The 23,741-nt window shown below is 49.3% G+C and carries 11 protein-coding genes; 4 read left to right on the plus strand and 7 right to left on the minus strand.

The features are described 5' to 3' along the window. Window positions 1-133 precede the first annotated feature (133 nt). The 5 genes from WH46_RS02820 to WH46_RS02840 all read right to left on the minus strand — a co-directional run bounded on the left by WH46_RS02820 (window position 134) and on the right by WH46_RS02840 (window position 10,949). Window positions 134-1,456 (minus strand): glycoside hydrolase family 125 protein, encoded by a 1,323-nt coding sequence (locus WH46_RS02820; protein WP_046225600.1) that lies wholly within the window; start codon window positions 1,454-1,456, stop codon window positions 134-136. Next, complete coding sequence (locus WH46_RS02825) at window positions 1,453-5,076, minus strand: alpha-mannosidase (RefSeq protein WP_046225601.1); 3,624 nt, start codon at window positions 5,074-5,076, stop codon at window positions 1,453-1,455. Before WH46_RS02825 ends, WH46_RS02820 begins: the two co-directional genes overlap by 4 nt. Before the next feature lie 227 nt (window positions 5,077-5,303). Beyond that, complete coding sequence (locus WH46_RS02830; RefSeq protein ID WP_046225602.1) at window positions 5,304-7,616, minus strand: glycoside hydrolase family 3 N-terminal domain-containing protein; 2,313 nt, start codon at window positions 7,614-7,616, stop codon at window positions 5,304-5,306. Window positions 7,617-7,998: 382 nt separating this feature from the next. Next, entirely contained in the window at window positions 7,999-9,234 is a 1,236-nt protein-coding gene (locus tag WH46_RS02835; protein WP_046225603.1) for an aminopeptidase, read from the minus strand. Between the two features lie 491 nt (window positions 9,235-9,725). Beyond that, complete coding sequence (locus tag WH46_RS02840) at window positions 9,726-10,949, minus strand: nitrate/nitrite transporter (protein WP_017812772.1); 1,224 nt, start codon at window positions 10,947-10,949, stop codon at window positions 9,726-9,728. A gap of 575 nt (window positions 10,950-11,524) precedes the next feature. Here WH46_RS02840 and WH46_RS02845 point away from each other — a divergent pair. Further along, window positions 11,525-12,439, plus strand: coding sequence for a proline dehydrogenase family protein (locus WH46_RS02845; protein WP_017812771.1), 915 nt, complete (start codon window positions 11,525-11,527; stop codon window positions 12,437-12,439). A gap of 61 nt (window positions 12,440-12,500) precedes the next feature. Here the strand turns inward: WH46_RS02845 and WH46_RS02850 are convergent, their stop codons facing one another. After that, window positions 12,501-14,255, minus strand: a complete 1,755-nt coding sequence (locus tag WH46_RS02850; RefSeq protein WP_046225604.1) for a sigma-54 interaction domain-containing protein — start codon at window positions 14,253-14,255, stop codon at window positions 12,501-12,503. Between the two features lie 350 nt (window positions 14,256-14,605). Between WH46_RS02850 and pruA the strand changes: the two genes are divergently transcribed. Further along, window positions 14,606-16,174, plus strand: coding sequence for an L-glutamate gamma-semialdehyde dehydrogenase (pruA, locus tag WH46_RS02855; RefSeq protein ID WP_046225605.1), 1,569 nt, complete (start codon window positions 14,606-14,608; stop codon window positions 16,172-16,174). A gap of 378 nt (window positions 16,175-16,552) precedes the next feature. On the opposite strand, the gene WH46_RS02860 is transcribed toward pruA, so the two are convergent. After that, window positions 16,553-18,700: a DUF6055 domain-containing protein gene (locus tag WH46_RS02860; RefSeq protein ID WP_052714088.1), complete on the minus strand. Its 2,148-nt coding sequence runs from the start codon at window positions 18,698-18,700 to the stop codon at window positions 16,553-16,555. Window positions 18,701-19,245: 545 nt separating this feature from the next. Here WH46_RS02860 and WH46_RS02865 point away from each other — a divergent pair. Together WH46_RS02865 and WH46_RS02870 are read left to right on the plus strand one after the other, a co-directional pair. Then, complete coding sequence (locus WH46_RS02865) at window positions 19,246-21,540, plus strand: FAD-dependent oxidoreductase (protein WP_046225606.1); 2,295 nt, start codon at window positions 19,246-19,248, stop codon at window positions 21,538-21,540. Continuing rightward, window positions 21,494-23,653 carry a molybdopterin oxidoreductase family protein gene (locus WH46_RS02870; protein ID WP_046225607.1) on the plus strand — a complete coding sequence of 720 codons (2,160 nt, stop codon included), beginning with the start codon at window positions 21,494-21,496 and terminating at the stop codon, window positions 23,651-23,653. The genes WH46_RS02865 and WH46_RS02870 overlap by 47 nt, the downstream gene beginning before the upstream one ends. The last annotated feature ends 88 nt before the right edge of the window (window positions 23,654-23,741 follow it).

Raw genomic sequence — 23,741 nt, forward strand, 5'->3', positions numbered from 1 at the left:
GAGAGCAGGTTGATTCTCAGGGTCCAAAGTCGTCCTTTGCCCCAATTCCCTTTTCTACGCTGGGTGGATGTTGTTACTTGATTTTTGTAAAGGCATGATCAGCGGCATTTTGGCAAACGTCCATCCTTATCACTTACTTGTCCAGCAGACCTTTTTGCATGGCGGTGTAGACAAGATGGGAAAACAGGCTGTTTGACCAGGCAAACCATGGACGGGTAAATGTAGCAGGATCGTCGGCATGGAAGCCTTCGTGCATATAGCCGGTGTCGGCATCGGTGGCTTCCAGCATATCGATCATGGCGAGCATTTCTTCGTCGGTGCTGGCTGTCAGTCCTTGCATGGATAGTCCCATATGCCAGATATAATCTGGTGGGGTATGGGGGCTTCCCATGCCGCTTGCTGCTTTACCTTCAAAATAAAATGGATTCTCCGTACTGAGAATAAAACGCCGGGTCTGCAGATACATCGGATCATCTACTGCACAGTAGCCCAGATACGGCATAGAGAGCAGACTTGGTGTACCGGCATCGTCCATCAGGCAATAGTTGCCGAATCCGTCTGTCTCGTAAGCATAGATAGGACCATACTGCGGGTGACGGTAAATACCGTACAGCTCGATGCCATGCTGCACTTCTTCTTCCATCTGCTCCAGCTCTGCAGCAAACTCCAGATCGCGATATACAAAACCCACCATCTCCTGCATCTGGCGCAGACAGACAACGGCAAACATATTGGATGGAATATTATAATGCAGTTCACAGGCATCATCACTTGGACGGAAACCCGACCAGATCATGCCTGTATAGTTGACCGGCATCCCTTTGCCCTGATTGCGAATCGTATCAATCGACGGACAATTACGCCGGGTAAAACGGTACGGTGATTCTTCCATATGATGCTGTTCCGTACGCCATAATTCATAGATGCTGCGCAGTCCCTGCTTGAATCCACTATCGAAAATATCGGACTTGCCGCTTGCTTTCCAATAATGGTAGGCCAGCCGGACGGTAAAGCAAAGCGAATCCAGTTCAAACTTGCGCTCCCATACCCATGGTCCCATATCTGTCTCATCTGCGGGGTCCCAGTGCCAGTCATTTGCCGTCTCATTGAACGCGTTGGCATAAGGATCTACAGACAAGTAGAACATATGACGGCGAATCAAACCGCGAATAATACGCTGCAGCTCTTCATCTTCTCCGCAGATCGGTACATAGTGCATCAACTGTTCCACCGAATCACGAAGCCAGAGTGCAGGAATATCGCCGGTAATGACAAAGGTCGTATCATCATCCAGCAGCTTGGTAGTTGTCTCCAGCGTATTGGGAAAACAATTTTTAAACTGCTCTGCCAGGCGCGGACGATGCGCCAAACGCTCCTCGGCTTCTTGAAGAACCTTTTTCACAGCAGGCGGCAGGGAAAGTTCGGGCATATGAATAGTTGCCATGGATTGAGTCATGATACAATACCTCTCTTCCACTTCAGGGTTTTGATCTCATATGGACGGAACGACAGAGTGATATGACCGTCAATTACAGATACAGGTTCCAGTTCATCCTCCAGCAGATTGGTGAGCATTACCTGATCGCCGCTTGCTGATCCGGTAGCCGGATCACCTGGCATGATCCAGCCCATTTTCACCTGACCGCGGCTGCCTGAAGACTCGTATAATCGCATAATCGTACCGTCGCCATCTTCGGCAGGTTTGATCGTTTCCAGAATAATATGATCGGCTTCATAATGCAGCAGCGGCTGTCCTGCCGGTATCGGAGCTACAGCAGAATCATCTTCCGTTGATACTGTTGTCTGGGAAGGAGCAGCTTTGAACGCCTTGGCGAGTCGGTATGGTGCAGGCTGGTTAAGCTCCATTGCTGCACGAACTACATGGGCTTCCCGCCAATTGCCACCATGCGGCAGTAGCGAATACGTAAACTCATGAGTCCCCTGGTCTGCCTGTACATCCGGCCATTTGGGAGCACGCAGCAGGGACAGGCGCATATGTCCATTTTTGATATCATAGCCGTATTTGCAGTCATTCATCAGGCTGACTCCATAATTGCCTTCAGATATATCGGCCCAGCGGTGTCCGCAGACCTCGAATTGAGCCTGTTCCCATGAAGTGTTGCTGCTCATTGTCCGTTCTAATGCACCAAATGGAATCTCGTAAGTGGCCGAGGCTGCCACCAGATCTACAGGGAAATTGACCTTGAGCAGTTTATGACTTTCCCGCCACTGTACCTGTGTCTTGAAATCAATTCTCGGATGATCTGCGTACAGATACATATCCTGCGTAATCTCTGACTGTCCGATCTGCCAGCTGAACCGTAAAATATCACCAGTACTGCCCCGCATGATCACCCGGGAAAATAGCAGCTGGGCTTTGCCAGCAGACTGCCCTGCAAATAGCGGATCAATATCCCAGGCGTCCCAGAGCGTCGGACGATCATGATAATATCCAAAAGCATTACCCGTATGCCCACTCTGAATCAGTTCACGATCATAACGCAGATCATAGAGGGAACTGATCTCACCGCGTTCATTAAAAGCGATCCGGTAAAATGGCGTCTCCCAGACCGGTGGAACGCCAGCTCCCAGTACAATATCGTCGGGACCTGTCACATCGTCCTCATGCTCGTATTCGCCTGCCACCTCAATATGAACTGCGTTGGCTGCTTCTATGACCTCTTCCTGCTGCGGACGAAGCCATACTGCTCGACAGCCAAATGCCGGGATCGATGGGACGTATACGCGAAGCAGATAGCTCGCTTCTGCCGTCTCAGCAGGCTGCAATACTTCTTCTATGGCATCCGCATCCGGACCAGAAGACAGCTGCTGATCCGATGTGGAAACTGAATCCAGTGGGACAATACCAGGCAGACGCTTCCGGGCAGCAGTGAATTGCAGAACAGGCTCTCCTGTCGTCTCTGAGGAAGATTCGGTTATTTCCCGAGGAACGATGTCGCTGGACAGACGTTGCCCTTGCTGATCATAGACAGCCATTCCCTGCAGCTCCTTGCCTCCCTCTATCTCCAGCCATTCACCACGTTCCCAGCCGAGACTGTTAAATACAACACAGGCTGTTCCTTCACCCGACAGATTTAGCGCATCGATCCACAGATCCAGCGCCTGATCCAGTGCTCCCTGGCCGATTCGCATAATCTCTTCGTACTCCACATCCGACGTATTATAGACTTCGGTAATGGCTGAACCGGGCACGATATCATGGAACTGATTGAGCATAATACCTGTCCATCCTTCACGGAACCGTTCAGCAGTGATCACCGGGCCCGCCGCTTCACGGCTTCCATTCCAGATGAGCGGACTGACCGAGTAATCGGCTGCATTCACCGTATTCTGTAAATTATCAGAGATATTTGATAACCCATCTGTATCACTCTCAGCTGCTACTGAGGACACAAGTGACCCTGTCGCCGGATGGCTCTCTGCCTCATGTGGTTGTACAGCTAGGCTAGAACGCTTCAACCTTACAGCTGCCAGCCGCTCCCATACTTCCGCTTCCCGGTACAATGCTTCTGCTTTGCGGTTGTATCGCTTGTTCCGTGCCTGAGTCGTGTAGGTTCCCCGATGCAGCTCCAAATACAGATCTCCATGCCAGGTCGGCAGCTCGTCAGCCTTTTCGGCAGTATGGTCAAAAAATTCCTTTGCTGTTCCAAAAGACGCCTGCGGCTGACCGATCATCATCTCTGCGTGCTGCACGTACTCCACCATATCGAGGGTGACGCCACCTCCGCCATCGCCGTGACCGTATAGCAGCATCTGCTCGGGGTGGATATTTTTCTGACGGTAGGATTGCCAGTGTTCATCGATATCCTTGACACTGGTCGACTCATTCACCCCGTGATTCAGGTAAGACAATACCGGCGTACCGTCAATACCTACCCACTGGAACAGGTCATACGGAAAAATATTCGTATCATTCCAGTTGAGCTTGGTTGTCATAAAATAGTCAATCCCCACCTGGCGCAGCAGCTGGGGCAATGATGCCGCATAACCGAACGTATCCGGCAGCCACTCGATCGTCGAAGTCACACCGAATTCCTCCCGATAAAATCGCTGTCCGTACAGCAGCTGACGGGCAAGTGATTCACCGCTTGGAATATTCAGATCCGGCTCCACCCACATGCCACCGACCAGTTCCCAACGCCCCTCTGCAATATAGGCTTTTACTTTGGCATACAGATCGGGATAATGATCCTTCACATAGGCAAATAACTGAGGTTGGCTCTGGGTATAGATAAATTCCGGGTATTGCTCCAGCAACGTACACATCGTTGAAAACGTACGGCTGGTCTTGCGCACCGTCTCCCGAATCGGCCATAGCCAGGCAATATCGATATGCGATTGTCCGACCATAATCATGCGTCCATTATTTTCCTGTGACGAAGTATATGGTCCGGTCTGCTCACGCAGCAGTTGTTCCAGCTGACTCCACGGCTCTTCCAGTTGCCAGGAATCTTCCGGTAGATCATAGGCGGCATTCATGCATTGTTCGAGTGCCTCCGTCATATGTAATCGGCGCAGTTCTCCTTCCGACAGACGGCGAACCGAGTCCATCAATAGCCGCAGACTGTAGATCAGACTGCGTAATCCGGCATTTACACTAACCAGGCTGGCAGTGAATCCGGTAAGCGGTATTACCTTTTCCGGCTGTCCGTTCAGAGGGTCATGCGGTTCGGGAATCGGATCATACAATTCAATCTCCAGCTGCAGCGTCTGACCGGCGTGTTCCGGACGTAAAGGAACAAAAGTGTGATTGCGGTCCAGACCATGATAGAACTCTCCATTCACCCGCAGCAGTCCTTCACCGCCGCCTGCGCTGAACAACAGTCCAGCCGGATGCTCTGCCCAGGATGCAGGCAGCGACACTTTGGCTTCCAATAAATAAGTAATCCCGTGCTTCCCCTGCAGCGTCATATTACTCTGACGGCGGGGTGACAATGTCTCATAGCGTCCTGCTGTAATATAACGTGCCTCTTCGATCGTCCAGTCAGTCAGTTCTATCTGTTCCAGCCATTGTCGTTCGGCAAGATGCTTCACAAATCGTTCCATACGATGCATAGTGGGCCTCCTTGGGCAAAAACTGCGTATAGTGTGCTGATGGTAGTATAGTGACGTGCAGGGAAAAGACGGCATGGTTAGCGTATTTTATTCATAATGTGAAGTGTTCTATTTCAAATACTTCATTACTATTGATCAGTTTGGATATTGGCTCCTCCTGCTTCTTAATAGAGAACAGCTTAAGATAGCAGATCCCCCTGTAAAATATGCCGGTTGAACCGTATCCGTTACTTTGCAGCGATAACAGTCAGAACGGCAGACTTGCCTGTTACAGAGCTGCCACCAACCTGAATTCGGAACTCTCCAGGCTCAACGACCCTGTTCAGCTGCGAGGTGACCAGTTCCAGGTGCTCGGGTGTCAGGGTAAAGGTGACCTCGCTGCTCTCACCCGGTTCCAGCCATATTTTATAGAATCCTTTTAACTCTTTATCCGGACGGGTGACAGAGGATACCAGATCGGTCAGATACAGCTGGGCGACTTCCCACCCTGCCCGGCTGCCGGTATTGGTAATCTGCACGGTAACCGCCGCCGATTGATCGGGATGAATCAATGCCGGTGAGACAACAGGATCACTATAGGCAAAAGTCGTATAGCTCAGTCCATGCCCAAATGGATATGCAGGTTGCAGATCCATTTCCAGATATCGCTTGCCTCGTGTGCGCTTGCCATTGTAATAGATCGGCAGCTGTCCTACATGACGGGGAACCGAGATGGTCAATCGTCCCGAAGGATTCACCTCTCCATACAGAATCTCGGCCAACGCATGTCCGCCTTCCTGCCCGGGATACCAGGCTTCGATAATGGCATCTGCGTGCTCATCGATCCACGGCTCTGCGATCGGACGACCATTGATATAGATGACGATCAGCTTTTTGCCCAGGGCATGAACCGCCTGACACAGTCTTAGCTGTACACCGGTCAGATTGAGGTCTACCCGGTCAATGCCCTCGCCGCTCTCCATATCGCTCGCTCCGGAATTATGTACCAGAGATTGGCCGGTACGCAGATCGACGGTGCCTTCGCCAAAGTCCCTTGCGCTCGAACCTCCAAGCACCATCACTACGGTCTCTGCCTGCCCTGCCACTTCCAATGCGTATGCAAACCCTTCCTCCGATTCATCACGGATGCGGCAGCCTGGCGCATACAGAAGCTGATCATCCAGCCCCTTTGCTGCCAGATATTGACGAATGCCTTCCAGCACAGTAATAACTTTGCCTTCCGGTTGTGGCGAAGTATAATCACCCAGCTGGTTATACGGCGTGTTGCCGTTGGGACCGATAACTGCAATTTTACCAGCTGTCTCCAATTGGATTGGAAGCGCATTCTCTTTGTTCTGGAGCAAAATAATGCCCTGGCGGGCGACTTCCCGTGCCAGCTCAATGTGCTCTTGCGAATGAATGAGCTGCTCCGCCCGGTCAGGATCTACATAAGGATGATCAAACAATCCCAGTCGGAACTTGATCTCCAGCAGACGCTGCACCGCCTGATCCAGATGTGCTTCATCGGCGATTCCCTGCTCCAGCGCAGAATTCAGATACCGGCTGAACATGGAACCGGACATCTCCAGGTCAATGCCTGCTTTCAGTGCGAGTGCTGTTGCCTGCTCGCCATTTTCTACAATATTATATCCGTGTACCAGCATATTCATGGCGCTGGCATCGGTAATGACGAATCCGTCAAATCCCCATTGTCTGCGCAGTACCTCTTCCAGCAGATACTCGCTGGATGTGCACGGCACACCGTCGATCTCGTTATAGGCGGTCATGACCGATACAGCTCCCGCCTCTACGGCCTTGCGAAAAGGAACCAGATCCACCTCGTGCAGTTCCTTCATCCCCATATGTACAGGCGCTGCATTGCGTCCACCCTCCGAAGCGCCATAGCCTGCAAAATGCTTGAGTGTAGCCATTACACTGTCCGGTGCATCCAGCCCCCGACCCTGTAGTCCTCTTACAGCAGCTGCAGCCAGCTCGCCAGCCAGATAAGGATCTTCGCCATACGTCTCTTCTGTACGCCCCCAGCGCGGATCGCGTACGATATCGAGTACTGGTGAATAGGTGGCCACTCCGCCCTGACTGCGCGTCTCTATCGCCACCGCATGACACATCTCTTCATACAGCTCGGTGTTCCATGTGCTGGCAGCCAGCAGCGGCACCGGATAGACGGTAGCGCCGATCGCCATATGTCCATGCGAGCACTCTTCGCCAAACATCAGCGGAATGCCCAGCCGGGATTGCTCTATTGCATACTTCTGAATGGTATTCAGCGCAGCTGCTCCCTCACGCGGAGACAACCCGGTCTCCAGTGTAACTTCTGTCCATGGATCGGCACGCAGTGCTGCGTAAAGCGCACCTATCCGGCCTTCCCGGATCTGCTGTCTGAATTCTTCGGTTAATGTAATCGTACCGTCAGAATTGCGTTCAAATGTCTGCCAGCCGAATATTTGTACCAGCTGCCCGACTTTTTCCTCCCTGGTCATTCGTGAACATAAATCCTGTACTCTTTCCTGCAGCGAATACGTTGCATCTTGATAGATCATGATGGCAATCACCCTTTACCCTTTTGTTGAGAGAATGGTTGACGTACATTTTTCGTGTCAGCTTTTAGCAAAGAATGTCTAATTTATTGGAGTATTGGCAATGGTGTTGTGTTAGTACTTCTGCTTTAAAGAGGGGATACCTGTCTAAAAATGATTAAAAATTTTACTTTATGCCATAAAAAATTATTTATTGTCTTCTCTTTTTGCATTTTATCGACTTATAGTTGTACCTATCTTCTGTTAGATGCCGATCATCCAAATCAACTGATTTCAAAAAAAATGGGCAATTTCTTTTACTGCATCAGCAGGAAGATACAGCAAAAAGACGGGATCTAATGACCCCGTCTGGTTGATGATGCATCTATGAAAAGAATTCGGAAAATCAGAATGCCCAGTTGCCCTGACGGAAGACCGGTTCAATCGTGCCATCCGGCAGTTCGCCGTCAATATCCAGTTCTGCCGAGCCGACCATAAAGTCCACATGGGTCAGGCTGACATTGGCGCCGCGCTGTACCAGCTCTTCTTTGCTAAGCTGCGTACCGCCTTTGATATTGGTTGGATAGGCGCTACCCAGCGCAAAGTGGCAGGATGCATTCTCATCAATACCCGTATTGTAGAAAATACGATTCAATCTGGAAATCGGAGAGTCGTATGGAACAAGCGCAATTTCTCCAAGATAGGAAGCACCCTCATCCGTATCCAGCAGATCGGTCAGGTACTCGCGTCCGGCTGCCGCATCATATTCCACGACTTTGCCATCTTTGAATGTCAGTGTGATGCCTTCGACCAAGCGGCCGTTCAGGTTCAGCGGCATCGTGCTTTTCACCGTTCCATTTACACCGGTGCGATGAGGCATCGAGAATACTTCCTCTGTCGGCATGTTGGCGACAAAGTAAGTACCCGCGTCATTCTCGCCACCGCCGCTACGCCAGATATGGCCTTCCGGCAGCTGTACATGCAAGTCTGTTCCAGGCGCGCGGTAATGCAGGCTTTTGTATTTTTTGCCATTCAGCAGATTTTTGCCTTTACGCAGATGCTCGATATGTTCGCGCCAGGCGGCTACCGGATCATTGTCTGCGGTAACCCGGTTCATCATGAAGATCGCTTCCCACATCGCAGGGATGCGCTCTGTTTCGGGTAGATCGGCATATACCTTGTTCGCCCAGGCTGCAGTCGGTGCTTTGATGAGCGACCAGCTGATGCGGCTGTTGCGTGTGTAGACGCTGTATTTCTCATTGGCTATCGCTGTAGCCTTGACCGAAGCGGATACTTTCCAGGAATCAATACCATCAAACAGCTCCGGATTCGGTACTTTGATACGCAGAATAGCTCCGCCTTCTTCGGCGAATTTCTCCATCATGTCGGCATGCCACTGCGGATAATAGCCAAACGTATCATCGGCTGCATGCTCGTAGCGGATACGGGTGACCTGCTCGTCATCCCAATCGACCATGACGTATTTGGCACCGGCGTCATAGGCCTTAGCTACAATCAGCCTTGTCAGTTCAGCCGTCTCCAGAGGTGCATTGACAATCAGCACCTGACCTGGCTGGATATTTACGCCAACCTGAATGACCAGTTCAGCATATTTTTGCAGCATGGTTGTAAAAGAATTCATTGTGCTCAGCCCCTTTGCTATCACAGAAGTAGTCCAGTGGATCTAACTATTTGTTTCATTTAAATCCATTTACAGCAATTAATGTTCCGCTTTGTACAATAGAAATAAACTAACTTGCCATAAATTCCAGCAAATGTGCAGAAAGAAGAAGTGAAGCAGATTGGTTTATATTCTTTTTGAAAATGCGGCTATTCAAAGTGTAAAATTGACCACTGGATGATACAGACTTACTTATTATACTCCTTAACATGCCAGCCTACACTATCCGAATAATCCAATCGGTTGCGATCCTTATATGCGGACAGGCTTTTAAAGAGGAGAGAACTGTTATATTTCCGCCATAAAAATATCAAAAAAGGCTGATATTCTCCTCCACTCCGGAAAAGAAGATCAGCCTTTTTATGCATCATAGAGCTATGCCAGTATGTTCAATCTACTAAAAATAAACTTTCCTTTTTTCTTATAGTCACGGATTCACACATCTATCTCCCTTATCCAGCCTGACGTGCCGATTCACTGATTGCTGCACTGCGCAGCCAGCTACCGCGCCACCGGGTCTGCATCACGACCAGCAGCACCAGCGAGCAGAAGGCCACCGTACCCAGTACGATAAATCCAGGCGTGTAAGAGCCTGCTGTTTTGTACAGATTGCCAAGAACCAGCGGCAGCGCATAACCGCCGAGTCCTCCTGCGGCACCGACAATCCCGGTGACCAGACCGATCTCATTGCCGAAACGCTGCGGAACCAGCTGGAACACTGAACCATTGCCCGCTCCCAGACACATCATACCGATAAACAGCAGCACCACCACGACCGGCAGCGGCGGCAGGAAAGAAACGCACAGCAACATTGCCCCGGCTCCGGTATACAGATACATCAGCATCCGTGTACCGCCGATTTTGTCTGCCAGATACCCGCCGACCGGACGGAAAAAGCTGCCGGCAATTACACAGATGGTTGTAATATCCGCTGCATGAACAGCAGACAATCCATACTGTGTATTGAAGAAAATAGTCAAATAATTTGCCAGACCGACAAAACCGCCAAAGGTCACACAATAAAAGGCACAGAACACCCACGCATCCCGCTGACTCAAAATGGAAGCATACTGGGACAGCTTTTTCGGTGCGGGACGATCCGGGCTGTTCTTGGCAAAAATACTAAAGTAGATAAAAACGATAACGATTGGAATCATCGCGATACCAAATACGACTTCCCAGCTGCCAAAATACTGGGCCAACCGATTGGCAAACAGGGTGGCGAGCACCGTACCACTATTACCGGCGCCAGCTATGCCCATAGCCAGACCCTGATGCTCCTTGGGATACCACTGACTTGCCAGTGGCAGTGCCGCAGCAAAAGACGCACCAGCTATTCCCAACAGCAACGCAACCACATACAGTTGATCCAGCGACTGTACCCATTGCCAGCCCAGATACAGCGGCACCAACGTAACAATCATTCCCAGCTGCGCTGTCAGTTTGGGGCCAATATAGTCGGACAGAAATCCGAGCAGCAGCCGTAAAATGGAACCTCCGAGTACCGGAAGAGCGACCAGCTGTGCTTTTTGCACAGGATCCATCGGATAATCCTGCGCAATAACGACACTTAAGGGCCCAATCAATCCCCAGATCATAAAGCTGATATCAAAGTACAAAAAAGAACCAAATAATGTAGGCTTATGCCCGCTCTGCCAGAAACTTTTTCTCTCCATCTCTCTCGCTCCTCTGTATTCGATAATGTACTGATTTCGATGATCCGGCATGTTTGTTGATTGCATAAGTCCATACAAAAAGCCGCAATTTCCCCTTTGGAATCAAAGGATAAAATTGCGGCTTCATTGCCTGCGTTTGCACATCATTGTGCTTGAATATGTAAACTTATGAATCACCGGATAGTGAATTTGTTTCAAATTATAAGAATATTTTATTCGTGTGTCAATTAAATTAACAAAATTATAAGAAAATAATTTTATGAGTCATATAATATAACATATAATTATACATAACTTATTATTCATCATATTGGCCTCCTCTTCGATTCGTGCGATTCCTTTACTTCTTTCTTTTTTCAAATCGGTTCTCTTTTGTACTTAGCTTTTTATGATCCGATTTTCCAGTTAAAGATATGCATCCACATACTAATATGTTCATTATTGAACACTTTAAATAAAAATAATCTAATTTTAAAAATATTTTGTACAAAAATATACGTTTTGTATATACAATCCATATTGTATTGATTAGAATAATGACATATTCAACCAGTTCTCATGAAAAGAGGGGTAGCATGGAGACCGTGCTTCGGAATTTGTTTCAGTCACTGGCCAAAAATCCTTCCGCCAATAAAATGGCTAAAAAGTATGGTTTGCGCTTCGGTGCCAGACGTTTTGTTGCCGGCGTAACGATTGAAGAAGCTGTGCAGGCCGTTCGTACACTCAATCAGGATGGCCGACTGGCTACACTGGATCATCTGGGAGAGTTTATCTCGACTCGCGAAGAAGCGATGGAATCTACCCAGATGTGTCTGGAGACGCTGGATGCCATCTCGCGCAGTGGAGTACAGTCCAATCTGTCACTCAAAATGACCTCACTCGGTCTGGATATCGACCGCCAGCTCTGTATCGACAATATGACCTCTATCCTGACACGAGCACAAAGCTATGGCAACTTCGTGCGGATCGATATGGAGGATTACGCCCACTGCCAGATGTCTATTGATATCTACCGTGAGCTGCGCCAGCAGTTCGATAATGTAGGTATTGTACTGCAGGCCTATCTATACCGCACCGAGCAGGATATTCAAGATCTGAATGAGTACCGTGCCAATCTGAGACTGGTCAAAGGTGCTTATAAAGAGCCTCCGTCTGTCGCCTTTCCTGCCAAAGAAGATGTCGACAGCAATTACTGCAAAATTATTAGCCAGCATCTGACAAACGGCAACTATACAGCGATCGCTACTCATGATGAGAAAATTGTCCGCTATGTGCGCGAGGAAGTTACACGTCATCATATTCCTTTGCATCAATTTGAATTTCAGATGCTGTATGGCATCTGCGAAGACCTTCAGAAACGACTTGTGCAGGACGGCTACAAGGTACGTGTATATGTACCGTATGGACGTGACTGGTTCGGTTACAACATGCGCCGGCTGGCAGAGCGTCCGGCCAATATATGGTTTGTACTCAAAAACCTGTTCAAGTAAAGCCAAACAGGCTTGCCTGTGAGCGAATACGCTCTTCAGACAAGCCTGGTGCAGCAACAGTTTACAACTGATGCTTGGTCATTTTGTTATACAGGGTACCACGGGAGATGCCGAGAATCCGGGCAGCGATACTCTTATTACCAGCAGCTTTTTGTATCGCTTCTTCGATGCGCAGCTTTTCTTCCTCTTCGGTAACACGGGCTTTGAGGCTGTGCGCTATCAAAGGTTCAGAAGATTCGGAGACAATGATATCTTCCTTTTCCCTTGTAAATGCCGGAGGCTGATCTCCCTGCAGCGATTCGGGCAGATGCTCCAGCAGCAGGGAATCCCCTTCACTCAGAATCACACAGCGTTCAATGACGGCACGCAATTCGGCAATATTACCCGGCCAGTCATAACGGGCAAATGCCAGCATGACTTCCGGTGCTACTCGCGGTACGGGCTTCTGGTAATGTACGGCAAATTCGCGCAGATACATATGCACCAGTATCGATAGATCTTCCCTGCGTTCACGCAGCGGAGGTACCGTAATTGTAACGACACCCAGCGCATAATACAACTCGGAGCTGAATTGCTGATCGGTGACACGCTGATCCAGTGCGGTCCGCGTACCCGCGATAATCCGTGCATGAAGCGGAATATCTTCCTGACCTCCATAACGGCGGAAAGAACGCGTCTTGATCGCACGGTACAGCTTATTCTGGATATCCGGCGGCAGCTTGTCGATTTCATTCAGAAACAGGGTACCCTCCCCTGTCTGCTCCAGCTTGCCCGCTTCCTGAATATCCTGACCGGAATACGTACCGCCGATAAAGCCGAACAGTTCACTGTCCAGCATCCCCGGCGGCACGGCACCACAGTTCAGGGACAGAAATGGAGATTCTGCATGGACGCCGGCCAAATGGATCGCCCGGGCGAGCTGTTCCTTGCCGGAACCGGCTTCTCCATACAGCAGCGCTGGTGTATTCAGCTCAGCGATCTTTTTGCCGATCCGAACAACCTTGCTGATGCTGTGACTCTGTCCATCCATCAGGGTAAACGGATCACTCCTACGCGGCATTGTATCGAGAATGCTCGCCTGGGCATGGGACAGCTCCCGGTTTAATTTGACCAGATGAGTGATATCCTGCTCGGAAGACAGTCCGCCTACGACATGACCCGATGCATCCAGTACCGGGGAAGCATTGATCAATACGTGAGTACCTTCGGAAGATTTGTGATACATGTTGCGGACTTTGCGTCCTTCATCCAGTACGCGCAGCAGCATAATCGATTCCGGATCAAAATGCTCACCAATGGTCTGGCCCATAATACGTTCATACGGAATACCGTAAATCTGCGCAGCCGCATCATTCCAGCAGATAACCCTGCCCTCCTGATCCACTGCGGTTACGGCATCGGTCACGGTATCCAGCAGTCCATTCAGGTACATCTCGGCTTTGCGTTTCTGATGATGCAGCTGGCGCAGAAGATCACCACCATGAAGATAGCCTGCTGCCTGCCCATCCGGCATTGTGAATACAATCGGGCGACTCAGCGAATCGGGCAGCTGATCGATCCATTTATCGTCTGCTTGCTCTATTATTTCTCTATTTACCATAGGCGAAGGTTCACAGGTAGCCAGAGAACTCTCGACAGAACCTGCCGTCTCCTGCCAGAACTGAAGATCCTCGGATGTAAACAGGTACGTCTTACGGTTATAACGTATACAGACTGCCTGGTCCTGCAGCAGTAATTCGACTACCTTTTGCGCTTCTGCCTGCTGCGGCAGTTGGGTTATATTTTCATTTATTTGTAATTGTTCATTATTGAACATAATAATCTCTCACTCCATGTAATTTAGTAACAATTTAACATGGCTGCCCCTCTACTGACAACTATATGACAGATTTGGCTATTTCGATCTATTCTGTTATAGATCTGAAATGAATGTTGATTGTCCCGTAAAGAAATGGATCATTACTAAAAAAATAGGCCTCCCTTGATGAAAGTGATGGATTCGGGTATTTAATATACTTTCCAGCTAAATGTTCATTATTGAACAATTATTTAAGTACTTTTGTTTAAATTGTACAATTCAAATGATAAAAGTGTATAATCCAATTAAATGTATGTGCTTACAAATTATGATTGTATTCTGCTTCCATATTGAGAGGAGATAAATCAATGAGTAAAACAACAAATATCCAAACATTTTCCAATGAACCTTTTGTAGATTTCAGCCAACCGGACAATCGTGAAGCAATGAAACAGGCTATTGCCCGCGTCCGCGCAGAACTTGGCCAGACTCTTCCTTTGCATATTGGAGACCAGAAGATTGTAACCGAAGACAAAATCGTTTCTATCAATCCTGCGAACAAGGATGAAGTGATCGGTTATATGAGCAAAGCCAATCAGCAGCTCGCTGAACAAGCGATGCAGACAGCGCTGGAGACATTTGAGACATGGAAAAAGGTTCCTGCCCGTATCCGTGCCGATTATCTGTTCAAAGCAGCTGCCCTGATGCGCGAACGCAAGCATGAATTCTCGGCGATGATGATTCTGGAAGCCGGCAAAAACTATGCTGAAGCCGATGCTGATACAGCAGAAGCGATTGACTTTATGGAGTTCTATGCCCGCGAGATGCTACGTCTGGACCAGATTAATGAGACCCAGCCACTGACCCCTATCCCCGGTGAAGATAACCGACTGACCTATATTCCTCTCGGTGTAGGTATTGTTATTCCGCCGTGGAACTTCCCGCTGGCCATCTGTGTCGGTATGACGACAGCTGCTGTAGTATCCGGTAATACCGTGCTGCTCAAGCCTGCTTCTACTACACCGGTCATCGCTCATATGTTCGTTGCGCTCATGGAAGAAATCGGATTGCCACCGGGCGTGATCAACTTTATTCCGGGCAGTGGTGCCGAAGTCGGCGATTATCTGACTACTCATCCGAAGACACGCTTTATCAGTTTCACCGGTTCCAAGGAAGTCGGTCTGCGCATCAGCCGTCTCGCCGCTGATACCGTAGAAGGTCAGATCTGGATGAAACGACTGGTCGCGGAAATGGGCGGCAAAGATGGAATCGTGGTCGACGAGACGGCCGATCTGGATGCAGCGGCCCAGGCGATTGTTGCTTCTGCCTTTGGCTTCCAGGGTCAGAAATGCTCGGCAGGCTCACGCGCTGTAATCGTGGAATCCGTCTATCCACAGATTGTAGAAAAAGTAACCGAGCTAACCGGACGGTTATCTATCGGTCTACCGGAAGAGAACTATCCATCCGGACCGGTTATTGATGAAGCCTCTTATAATAAAATTCTCGATTACATCGAGATCGGCAAAAACGAAGGTCGTCTGGTCGCAGGCGGTAACAAAGCAGAGGGCAACGGCTACTATATCCAGCCTACAGTGTTCGCGGATGTAGATCGCAAAGCCCGCCTCATGCAGGAAGAAATCTTTGGCCCGGTACTGGCTCTGTGCTCCGCCAAAGATTATCAGGAAGCAATCGAGATCTATAATGATACGGAGTTTGGACTGACCGGTGCATTCTTCTCTACCAATGAGGAGCGGATCAGTGAAGCGCTGGAGACGATGCACTGCGGCAATCTGTATGTAAACCGCAAATGTACGGGTGCGCTGGTAGGTGCGCAGCCATTTGGCGGATTCAATATGTCGGGTACGGATTCCAAAGCTGGCGGTCATGATTATCTGCTGCTGTTCACCCAGGCGAAATTGACTTCGCGCAAGCTGTAAGGGTTGGGTGATAGTTAGAAGTAGTTAGGCGTATGACTGGATATGGATACGGTTGAAGTGGCATGGTGAGTTTATCATTTTATAGTAAAAGCCCCTGTAGGTGTGGTTACAGGGGCTTTTGATTGTGGTTGTGGTTTCGTTGAACAGGGCTTGGTCTGTTCTTCATCATTCACTTCAGAAAAGAATAAGAGCATGTCCTCCGGTTAAGCCTAGAGATCCTTTATGGATTGGAGTACATGAGGATCTCCAGGCTTAAATGTCGTCCTTTGCTCTTATTTCCTTTCTTTCGTTACGTGCGTGAGCTTCTTTTCAAAAACAATAAAGTTAAGTTGCAGATAGAACATTCTTCCACATCCAAATGATTTGGGTTAATCAATTTTACTTGATTGGAGAGCGTGCATACCCGCTTCCACTTTTGATGGCATAGCCATCTTTGAATGTGTTCACAGAAGCATCGATACTCAGGTAGCCCGAGAATGATCCGTCAACAAGGTTGTAGCCCATATCGTCGTAAAAGTCTCCGTACGTTATTGCATTTCCACTTGCTCCGCCATGCTTCTCCTTGCTTTCGCCGCCTTGCACAATAGACATCCCTTTGATGACAGCATGATCGCTTACGGTATAATACCCACCTACAAGTGCGCTTTCCATTACACTACTACTGCCAGATATAGCAGCATCGTCGCGAACGATCGCCCGATCGCTTACATGCGCCTGATCGGTAACGGCTGCATATCCATCCACAATAGCATAGTCACTCAGCCAGGCAGAGCCATCGATTACTGCATTGCCTTGCGCCATTGCATGACCGGTTAAGCGCGCATTGCCGCTGATCTGTGCATCGCCTCGTACAATGGCATTGTCCTCAATTCGGGCATTTTGCTTCACTACTGCATTGTCCAGCACCCGGGCATTGGGTGCGACATATACACTTGCATCGACAAAAGCACTGTCCGCCACAAAACCTCCTCCATTTCCATGACGATGTCCGGAGACTCCAGAGTCTATACCGATTGGCGACAGATTGGGTTCGGCATGTTCCAATTGAAGTGTATACGGATAACGAGGTTTGGATTCAAAAGGTTTGTTCTTTTCCGAAAAAGTCTGATCCCAGCTGCCAATGCCCATTTTCGACTGGCTCATGATTGAAAGTGACGGTGTAGCTGCTACACTGATATAGGCTTTTTCGCCTGTTGTGATTGACTGCTGCACTATCTCGCCGCTGCCAAATGGCTTGCTGTAGCGGCTGATTCCATGGTTATCCTCAACGATTAGATACGCTTGCCAGTTGGCGTCTGCTGCCTGGGTCAAACCGTTCAGTCGGGCTGTCACAATCACCGAATTCTGTCCGGCTGGAATCCGTACCTGCAGCGGGATGATATTATATCCAGCTGCCTGAGGCGCACGTTCTGGCGGAACCTCATAAAGGTTGGCCTGTCCTTGCACTGCATTCAGCATGGTGTATAACTGCTGCTCATACAATTCGCCATTTTGCAAAAGACGATGAATCTGCTCGTTATAACTCTTTTTTTCACGAAAATCGAATGTTGCCATATGAGCTGCGTAACGTCCGATCGTGTCCCTTAGATTAGTTTGAGGATTAACACGGGCGATTAGTTCGTAAAAAGACTCCTGCTGATTTTGCGGATTGCCGGAACGGAGCAGTTTGGCCATAAAACCTTCACCATATCCCGGCAGTTGATCCGGGTTCTCCTCCAGATATTTCACAAACGGCCATGCTTCATAATAGGCGCGTCCGTTAACGGCTGTTAGGGATAAAGCTCTTACATATGGAGGTGTCAGCTCGGGTACACCTGTGCCGCCACTCTGTTGGTAGTCAGCGCTAGTAATATATTCTTCACGAAACCAGTTGGCAATGGTCTCATACCACGGACCAAGATAAGGATTATCTCTCCAACTGTTATTCGACTGGGCAAATTGCACAGCATGGCCCAATTCATGAGGAACAACTGTATCATTTTTTAGTGCATCTGGTGCCATCATCAGATAAGGGTACCCATCGGTATCCATTCCTGCGAAAGCCCAGCCTTTCTCATATAACGGAAGTCCAGTCTCCATAATTACCACGTTAATTTTGTATGGATGAGTATTGGCGCTCGATAAGACCGAAGTGAAAGGTGGCTGCATATGAAGTTTGTCCATATAGAAAGTCAGCGATTGTTCCAGCATCTGACCTGCCTGTGCCAGCAGTTCAGGAGTAACCTGTTGATTAAGATCTCCATTCCCCCACAATATCTGAAAATGTCTGGTCTCGTAATGATTGGCATTCGCTGCAGACAACACTTGATCATCATTACGTACTCCGCGTACAGCATATACGTTTGATGCCGGGTACTGGACAGACTTTGAATTCATGGTCTGCACACTGGAAGACACATCCGAAGCCTCCACAGAAGGAGTGATAATAGCACCGGAGCATGTTAGAAATGCCGTCGCTGTGAGCGTACCAAGCAGACCTATTTTAAGCATTTTTTTCTTTGGGTAGTGATTCGGATTGTATGGCATAGCGAGAGCTGCTCCTTCGTATGTGTAATAGGGATAATTCTTTTTTTATCGGCAGAAACTACTAAGTAATTAAACTATAATACAAGTCTCTTATACTATGTAAAATCCTTAAAATACTTCATTAATGTTATATTATATAACTCATTAATAATTTTAGAGCATAATAAATGATTATACGTTAATTATATTGACATAAATTTTAGAATCCTTTACTGTTACTTTATAACTTTCACACAAAGACGTGTGATCTTAATTGGTGGCAATGATGCCCTTTTCCTGTTGTTAATTCAGCAGAAAAGGGCTTTTTCTGTTTATTTCCACCTCGTTTATACATCGATATGATAATATGCTGTCTTTGCCAAAAGATGAACTTGATTATGAAAAGGATGCGTAACCACTTAAAATATGTAAGGTAATTTAACATTAAGTATAAGAAATGATGAAATTGGATGGATAATTGCAAAATTATTGTAGATAAACGCTTGAATAGTAAGATGTATACCCAAATAGAGACAGATATCAGGATGGATAAAGGAGGAAATCATATGCCTTCAAAGTTAGTCGTGATTGGTAATGGAATGGCAGGAATGCGTTGTGTGGAAGAAATAGTGAAGCGGCGGCCCGGACATTTCAAAATTACGGTATTTGGTGCGGAGTCCCGACCAAACTATAACCGGATTCTGTTGTCCAAAGTACTTCAGGGTGAAAGCCGGTTTGAGGATATTATTCTGCATTCGCTGGACTGGTATCAGGAGCATGAAGTTCAACTGCACTCCGGCGAACAGGTTGTGCGGATTGATCCGGAGCAGCGGATGATTCATACGGCTTCCGGCATGCAGACAGAATATGATGTGCTGATTATCGCTACGGGTTCGGTTCCCTTTATCCCTCCGATACCCGGTTCGGATAAAAAAGGCGTAATTTCTTTTCGCAGTATGGAAGACTGCCAGATCATGACCGAGTATGCAAGCCAGTACCGCCGCGCCGCGGTTATCGGCGGTGGTCTGCTTGGATTGGAAGCGGCGCGTGGTCTACTGCATCTTGGCATGGAGGCGCATGTTGTACATAACGCTTCCTATCTGATGAATCGTCAGCTGGATGCACTGTCAGCCGGCATGCTGCAACAAGAGCTGGAGCAGCAGGGTATGATCTTCCATCTCAATCGCAATACACTGAAAATTACCGGCACGACCCGAGCGCAGGGATTGCGCTTTGATCAGGGTGATCGACTGGCTGCCGATCTGGTCGTGATGGCAGTTGGTATTCGTCCCCATATCCGCCTGGCTGAACAGGCAGGCATTCAGACGGGACGCGCTATTCTGGTAGACGATCTAATGCAGACCAGCGAGCCTGGCATTTATGCAATCGGCGAGTGTGCAGAACATCGCGGTATCTCTTATGGTCTGGTTGCTCCTCTATATGAGCAGGCACAGGTACTGGCTGCTCATCTGTGTGAACAGCCAACGGCCGGTTATCAGGGCTCTATCCCTTACTCCCAGCTCAAAATCTCCGGTGTACATGTCTTCTCGATTGGCGATATCCAAGCTCCAGAAGCCGAGGATATCGTGCAGCAGTATGATGGTGTACGCCGCACCTATCGCCGAGTGCTGGCTACCCGCGGCAGCATCAGCGGTGCCATATTATACGGCGAGACTGCTGAAGGAACCGCTCTGGTCGAAGCAGTACGCCGTGGTCAATCTGCCGAGGAATGGCTCGCATTAAACAGCACGGATGCGCATGTGTCCATGAATCCGGCAGACGCAGCAGCGATAGCCCTGTCCCCGCACTCGGTTGTCTGTGCCTGTAATGCAGTGACCAAATGCATGATTCTGGATACCATGACCAATTTTCAGCTGGAGACAGCAGATGAAGTCCGGGAGCATACCCGTGCTTCCGGCTCATGCGGCGGCTGTCGTCCTACGGTAGAAGCGCTCGTACGTTGTCATGCTGCCGGGATCACGGAATCCGCTCCAGTCGCGGCTGAACATGCTCCTGCAGCTGAAGAGATTCCTGCTATTTGCAGCTGCACTTCCCTCTCTCATGAGGGGCTTCGCTTACAGATCCATCAACAGGGCTGGCAGACCCCTGCCGAGGTTAGGCAGCAGCTAAACTGGAAAACGGCAGATGGCTGTTTACAGTGCCTGCCTGCTATTCATTATTATCTGAATACCCGCCGCTTGATACAGTCCGCTAATCTGGAGTATTTCCCTACAGATATTGCTGAAATGGAAATCGATCATCGACTGCTGGAAAATCGTCATCACGTATCGGGTAATCTTGCACAGCATACATGGACAAATACAATGCCAGCCGCTGCAGTATCTTCGTTCATGAGCACTTCCCTTTCAGCTTCCCTGCTGCTTCATGCCGATCCTGCATTACTGCAACAACTGCCGGACAGTGGCGACCTGTTGCAACAATTATATAGCAGATGGCAGATAATCGTACCAGCTGTTCCTTTGCAACTAGCTGCAGCTGTTCACTCTGATGGACCGGCAGGTGTATTGCTGTATGATCTGGCAGTATGCAGCTCTCCTGCGGGTTGGGAGATCTATGCTGGTGGCAGTTCGATAGGTTCCTTTCGCAGAGCAGAATTGATTGCCCAAATGGATTCTTTTTACGAAGCGATCCGCCTGTTATCTCTCTGCATTCACTATTATTATGAACAATCCGACTATGGTGAACCAGTATGGCAGTGGCTGGAGCGTACCAGTCTGCCAAATGTCCGCGAACAGATATTGAACCGATATTACGAACAGCACTCTGAATCCGGAATGGAAGGAGCAATCAGCTATGAACATGATGAAAACGCAGTGCCCTTTTTGCAGCGTACAATGTAAAATCACCCTGAATTACAAAGAATCCGCAGCAGCTTCCACTCTCCCATCCAGTATGCCGCAGACCGATCGCCGCCATACCAGCTGGCAGGCGGAAGGTACACCCAATGCAGCTTCCCAGGGACGTATCTGTGTAAAAGGCATGAATGCCCATCAGCATGCGATGAATCGGGAACGGCTGATGTTCCCGCTGGTCCGCCGTAATGGACATCTCGTCAGAGCGACATGGGCAGAAGCACTCGATCGAATCAGCAGCCATTTCCAATCTGCTGCGAGGCAGTATGGTACGGACTCTATCGGTGTATACGGCGGCGGTTCGCTGACCAATGAAACCGCCTATCTGCTCGGCAAATTTGCCCGGATCGGTCTGAAAACAAAATATATCGATTATAACGGACGCTTTTGCATGTCGGCAGCAGCTTCTGCCGGCAGCAAGGTGTTCGGACTGGATCGCGGCATGACCTGCCGACTGGAAGATATTCCGCTGGCTCATTGCATTATTCTCGCCGGAACGAATATCGCGGAGTGTCAGCCGACCCTGCTGCCTTATTTTAATGAAGCCCGTGCCAATGGAGCACGCATGATCGTTATCGATCCCCGCAAGACCGCAACCGCCGCAATTGCAGACCTTCATCTGCAGATCCGGCCGGGTACCGATGCCATACTGGCACTGGCGCTGCTGAATATTATTATCGAAAATGGCTGGATCGATACATCCTTTATCCATAATCGCACCAATGGTTATGATGAACTCACCTCTCTGCTTGATGGTATCGATACAGAAGAGGTGGCGGAGTTATGCGGTATTCCCTCCGAACAGATTCGTCAGGCTGCCAGCTGGTACGGACAGGCCGCTACCGGGATTATTCTCACCGCCCGCGGAGTGGAGCAGCAGACCGATGGGCACCTCGCTGTACGTTATCTGATCAATCTGGTACTGGCTACCGGCAAAATCGGACGTCCAGGCTGCGGCTATGGAGCAGTCACCGGTCAGGGCAACGGTCAAGGCGGACGTGAACACGGTCAAAAAGCCGACCAGCTGCCCGGCTACCGTTCGATCGAGAATCCGGCAGATCGTGAATACATCGCCTCCGTCTGGCAGGTCGATCCGGACGAGATTCCAGGCAAAGGCGTATCCGCCTACGAAATGATGGAACTGGCTAACCGCCAGGAGATTCGTACCTTATTCGTGATGGGCTCCAATCCGGTCGTCTCCAATCCCAATATCCCGCTCGTTCGCTCTGCGCTGGAAAATCTGGATATGCTGGTCGTTGCCGATATGTTCCTGTCAGAAACAGCCCGCATGGCAGATGTTGTGCTACCGGTTACATCCTATCTGGAGAATACCGGTACACTTACCAACCTGGAGGGACGGGTACTGCTGCGCGAAGCAGCATCTCCTGCACCCGGCGAAGCGCAGGATGATTGGCGTATATTATGCGAACTGGCTGCTCGGCTGGGCCGAGGGCATTATTTCGATTATCGGGAAGTCGAAGAGATCTTTGATGAACTGCGGATAGCGAGTCGGGGTGGCACAGCTGATTATTACGGGATCACCTATGAGCGGCTGCGCCAGGAAGAGGGCGTGCACTGGCCTTGCCCAACACCGGAGCATCAGGGTGTGCCGCTGATGTTCGCAGAACGATTTGCTCATGAGGACGGCAAAGCTCTATTCACCGGCATAGCCCATCATGCCATACGACCACAGCGTTCACCGGAATATCCGCTTATTCTCACGAACGGCAGGGTATTGTCTCATTATCTGACTGGCGTACAGACCCGGCGCAGCGCCTCACTCGCCGCCCGTGAGCTAGAGAATTTCGTCGAGATTCATCCGCTAACTGCTCGCCAGCATCATCTGCAGAATGGAGAATGGACAGAGATTCAGTCGGCACACGGTCGCTTTTTTGTTCGCTGCCGAATCAGCGACCAGATCCGTCCGGATACATTATTCGTTCCCATGCACTGGGGCGGTACCCAGAACGTGAATGAAGCCACTCCACCGGAGCTTGATCCTTATTGCAAGATGCCAGGCTTCAAGGTGACTGCAGTTGCGATTCGTCCTGTACGTGCGGGTATCGTGCAGATGCACTATCAGCCTCCTGTTTCTATCTAGTCTCTATATAAAGGTACAGAGTACTCATTTCCAGATGTGCGACTAATTATGCCAGGTTCATCTTTGCTTTAAATGAGACCTGACGCAA

This window comes from Paenibacillus dauci, assembly GCF_000971985.1.
GTDB lineage: Bacteria > Bacillota > Bacilli > Paenibacillales > Paenibacillaceae > Saccharibacillus > Saccharibacillus dauci.